The following is a 4,257-nucleotide window of genomic DNA, read 5'->3' as shown; positions in this document are numbered from 1 at the left end:
GCGCCATGCCACGCGCGCGCGGATCGTCGCAATGACCCAGCGAGCCGATGACGCCCGTAGAGCCGACCGTTGGTCGGCTGCTCYCAACCGARGTGCCGCCGCAGCCGACYTSCCGTGGCAGCCGAGGTGCCRAGGCAGCCGACCAACGGTCGGCTCTACGGCAATGGGGCGTGCGGATGCGTTGCGCCATGCCACGCGCGCGCGGATCGYCGCAATGACCCAGCSAGCCGATGACGCCCGTAGAGCCGACCGTTGGTCGGCTGCTCCCAACCGAGGTGCCGCCGCAGCCGACTTGCCGTGGCAGGCGAGGTGCCAAGGCAGCCGACCTCCCGTGGCAGCCGAGGTGCCAAGGCAGCCGACCAACGGTCGGCTCTACGTGCGGGTCAGCGCGGCTGTTTGATCGGCAGCACCAGGCGGAACCTGGAGCCCTGCCCCGGGGTGCTGTCCAGGTCGATGCGGCCGTGGTGCTTGTTGATGATGCTGTAGGAGATCGACAGGCCCAGGCCGGTGCCGCTGCCGACCGGCTTGGTGGTGAAGAACGGATCGAAGATGCGCTGGCGCAGTTCCGGCGAGATGCCGCCGCCGGTGTCTTCGAACTCCACCCAGACATGCTCCCCGTCCACGCCGGTGCGCACCGTGATCGTGCCGCGGTCGGCGATGGCATGGCCAGCGTTGAGCAGCAGGTTCATGTAGACCTGGTTGAGCTCGGACGGCAGGCATTCCACCAGCGGCAGCTGGCCGAACTCGCGCTGCAGGGTGACCTTGTACTTGAGCTCGTTCCAGATGATGTTGATCGTCGATTCGAGGCCGGAATGCAGGTCGACCAGCTTCCAGGATTCATCACGGCCGGAATACGAGAAGTCCTTGAGGTCGCGCACGATCCGGGTCACCCGCTCGATGCCCTCGCGCGATTCGGCCATCAGCTGCGGCAGGTCGCGGCTGATGAAGTCGATGTCGAAGCGGGTGCGGATGTCGTCGATTTCCGGGATCAGCGCCTTGGGATCGGGTGCGCGCAGGGCGCGCTCGTAGGCTTCGATCACGGTGAACAGACTGCGCAGGTACTCCTGCAGGCTGCCCAGGTTGGAGTGCACGTAGCCGATCGGGTTGTTGATCTCGTGCGCGACGCCGGCGGCGAGCTGGCCGATGGAGGCCATCTTCTCGGACTGCAGCAGCTTTTCCTGGGTGCCGTTGAGGCGCAGGTAGGCCTGGCGAAGCTCGGCATGGCGCTGCTGCAGTTCGCGCTCGTAGTCTTCCTGGCCTTCGATGCGGCGGAACAGGGCCAGGTAATGGCGCTGGCCGGCTTCATCGTGGTGGTAGACATGGGCGATGACCATGCGCTCACCCACCGGCAGGCTGCCGTTCCAGTGACCGTGCTGGCGCGCATGTTCCAGCGCATCGGGCGGCAGCAGCTGACGCAGCCATTGCGCCGCACCCAGACCGGCCGCGTCCTCGGCCTGGCCGAGCATCTCGCTGACGGCGGCGTTGGCCAAGGCCACGCTGCCATCCTCGCGGAACAGCAGCATGCCTTCGTTGACCCGCTCGAACAGGGCGAGCAGGACCTGCTGCGGTGGCAGCGGCGCGGTGACAAGGTTGGAAGAAGCGGTCACGGTCACATCGGGCAGTCGAAACAGGCGCCCAATATACGCGTTGGTCCGCGCGACGGAAGCCCGTGCACGCGCGTACGGCCCACGCGGGGCCGGATCAGGCGACGGCGAGCGGCCGTCGCGTATGCAGCGTGTGGGACTGGCCCTTGGCGTCGTAAGCCGAGGATTCTTCGCTGCGGCCCAGCTGGCGCAGCGCCCAGTKGACCTCGCGGCGGCGGCGCGACAACAGCACGCCGTTGGCGCGGTTGCGTTCGGCCAGCTCCTGCAGGCGTTCGCCCTGACCGACCGGCAGCACGGCCTCAAGGGCGCGCAGCGCTTCGAGCTTGGCGCCGGTGGCACGGATCAACGCCTGCACGTCATGCTCGACCAATGCCTGGCGTTCGACGTCCAAGGCATCGCTGAGGCGCTGCAATGGCTCGCTCATCGCCAGGTTCATCCCTGCAGCTGCTGGTCCAGATCGAGCATGCGCGAAGCGATCGCGTCGGGATTGATCTTGTAGGTGCCGTTCTGCAGCGACTCGCGCACGGCCTGCACACGGCCGGCGTCGATCGCCGGGGCGGTGCTCAGCTCGCGCTGCAGGGCCTGCAGGCTGGTGGCCTCGCCGGTCAGGCGCAGGCTGTCCGCTGCTTCAACCGGACGCGTCGGCGAATCGGTGCTGGCGGCCGGCTTGGTGCCAAGGCTGACGCTGCGCAGATGGGCGGTGGCCTGCAGGTTGCCGTCGATTTTCTGGCTCATGGAGTTGTCCTGGAGTTGCGGTTCACAAGGGATAACGGCATGGGGACCGCCATCTTTAGGGGGTTATGCGGTTTTTTTACCGATTTCCGCCGCCGGTTCAGTATTGTGCTCAGCGCGTCACAAAAACGTCGCCACTGGCCGCCACGGTGCCCTGCACGATCTTCCGCGAGGACAGATTCTCCACCGAAACGCGTTCATTTTCACCGGCGTCGGCCATGGCCTTGCCCGCGACACGCACTTCGACCCCGCCGATCCGCGACACCAGCGCGACGCTGTCGCCGCGACGGACCAGGCGTTGGGCGACCAGGTCGTTGGCCGAGAGCAGGCTGCCGGCGGTCAACGTGCGCCGGGCGACCCGCCCGACCGCAGCCGCCGGGTCGGCCAGCGCGGCGCCGGCAATACGGGCCACGTCACGCTGTGCAGTGGTGATATCGACGGCGGCCAGGGTTTCTCCAGCACTGATGCCGCGGTTGAGGATGAGCACATTCTGGTTTCTGCGGATCTTGACCGGGACGAACAGCCGCCAGCCGCCCGCATCCGGGCAGCTGACTTCCACGGTGCTGGTGCCGGTGGGCTGGGCCTTGAGCCCCTGCCCGCACGCCGGCAGGCGCAGCGCCGAATCCAGGGTGGTGTCGCCTTCGCTGCCGGCCGGCAGGGTCGACAGCGCGGCGGCGCGGATGCTGTCCACCGGCTGCCAGCCGCCCGCGGCGGACGCAGGCACGGTGACCAGCGTTAGCAGGGCAAGAATGATCCAACGCATGGCGACTCCACGGGCAAGGCACATGGGCAGCGTCCTGCAAGGCGCGTGCCGGAATCCACGGGGCGCGGCGCTCAAGTCGGGCGCGCTGGCGCCGATACCACCCCCATGTCACATGACCTGCTCAACCGCATCGACCAGCGTACGCGTCTGGCCGGCCACAATCGTCTGGCCCTGCTGCTGTTCCGGCTCGGCGGACGCCAGCTTTTTGGCGTGAACGTGTTCAAGGTGCAGGAAGTCCTGCGCCGCCCGGACCTGTTCCAGGTGCCCGGGCTGCCCAGCCAGTTCGCCGGGGTGGCCGATGTTCGCGGCCGCTCGGTGCCGGTGCTGGACCTTGGGCTGGCCATCGGCCACCCCGAGCGCGAGCCGGATGCGGACAAGGCGCCGGGCTATCTGGTGGTGACCGAGTTCAATCGCTCGATCCAGGGCTTCCTGGTGAGCGGGGTGGAGCGGATCGTCAATATCGCGGTGGAGGACATCCATCCGCCGCCGGAACTGGGCGCCGAGTCGAGCTACCTGACCGCGGTGACGCGTTTCCAGGGCGAGCTGATCCAGGTGATCGACGTGGAAAGCGTGCTGGCCGACATCGCCCAGGTGCGCGGCGAGGCGGTGCTGGACCCGTCGCTGGCGATGCCGGCCGACGGCCCGCAGCTGCAGGTGCTGGTGGTGGACGACTCGCGGGTGGCCCGCCAGCAGATCCGCAGTGTGCTGGACCAGCTGGGGGTGGGCGCGACGCTGCTGTCCGACGGCAAGCAGGCGCTGGACCACCTGCTGCAGATCCACGCGGCCGGCGAGAACCCGGCCGAGCGCTATGCGATGGTGATTTCGGACATCGAGATGCCGGCGATGGACGGCTATACGCTGACGACGGAAATCCGGCGCCATCCGGGCCTGGCCGGGCTGTACGTGCTGCTGCATACCTCGCTGTCGGGCGTGTTCAACAACGCGATGGTCGAGCGGGTGGGCGCCAATGCGTTCGTGGCCAAGTATTCCCCGCATGAGCTGGCCGATTTCGTGCTGGATCGTTTGCGGAAGGTGGCGATGGCGGCTTGAAGCGGCGGTCGGTTCGCTGATGGCGGGCCGGGGTGGGCGGGGGTGCGGGACACGCCGTAAACCCGTCCCTGGGGGCTCGTGGGCGCCATCCATGGCGCCCAACGGTCC

The 4,257-nt window shown here is 68.1% G+C and carries 5 protein-coding genes; 1 reads left to right on the top strand and 4 read right to left on the bottom strand.

Annotated features, from left to right (window positions below):
* Positions 1-383 precede the first annotated feature (383 nt).
* The 4 genes from AC1DQP_RS17345 to flgA all read right to left on the bottom strand — a co-directional run bounded on the left by AC1DQP_RS17345 (position 384) and on the right by flgA (position 3,099).
* Entirely contained in the window at positions 384-1,523 is a 1,140-nt protein-coding gene (locus AC1DQP_RS17345) for an ATP-binding protein (protein ID WP_306175647.1), read from the bottom strand.
* Positions 1,524-1,701: 178 nt separating this feature from the next.
* The gene (locus AC1DQP_RS17340; RefSeq protein WP_478052085.1) at positions 1,702-2,040 is read right to left on the bottom strand and encodes a flagellar protein FlgN; all 339 of its coding nucleotides are present in this window, start codon (positions 2,038-2,040) and stop codon (positions 1,702-1,704) included.
* Positions 2,037-2,339 (bottom strand): flagellar biosynthesis anti-sigma factor FlgM, encoded by a 303-nt coding sequence (gene flgM, locus AC1DQP_RS17335; protein ID WP_256776994.1) that lies wholly within the window; start codon positions 2,337-2,339, stop codon positions 2,037-2,039. The genes AC1DQP_RS17340 and flgM overlap by 4 nt, the downstream gene beginning before the upstream one ends.
* A gap of 109 nt (positions 2,340-2,448) precedes the next feature.
* Complete coding sequence (gene flgA / locus AC1DQP_RS17330; RefSeq protein WP_478052084.1) at positions 2,449-3,099, bottom strand: flagellar basal body P-ring formation chaperone FlgA; 651 nt, start codon at positions 3,097-3,099, stop codon at positions 2,449-2,451.
* A 105-nt stretch (positions 3,100-3,204) separates the two neighbouring features.
* Here flgA and AC1DQP_RS17325 point away from each other — a divergent pair, with 105 nt between their 5' ends.
* Positions 3,205-4,149 (top strand): chemotaxis protein, encoded by a 945-nt coding sequence (locus tag AC1DQP_RS17325; protein WP_256776992.1) that lies wholly within the window; start codon positions 3,205-3,207, stop codon positions 4,147-4,149.
* Positions 4,150-4,257: the final 108 nt, after the last annotated feature.

The organism is Stenotrophomonas sp. P5_A8, from assembly GCF_056400545.1.
This window is presented reverse-complemented; position numbering and strand designations above follow the sequence as displayed.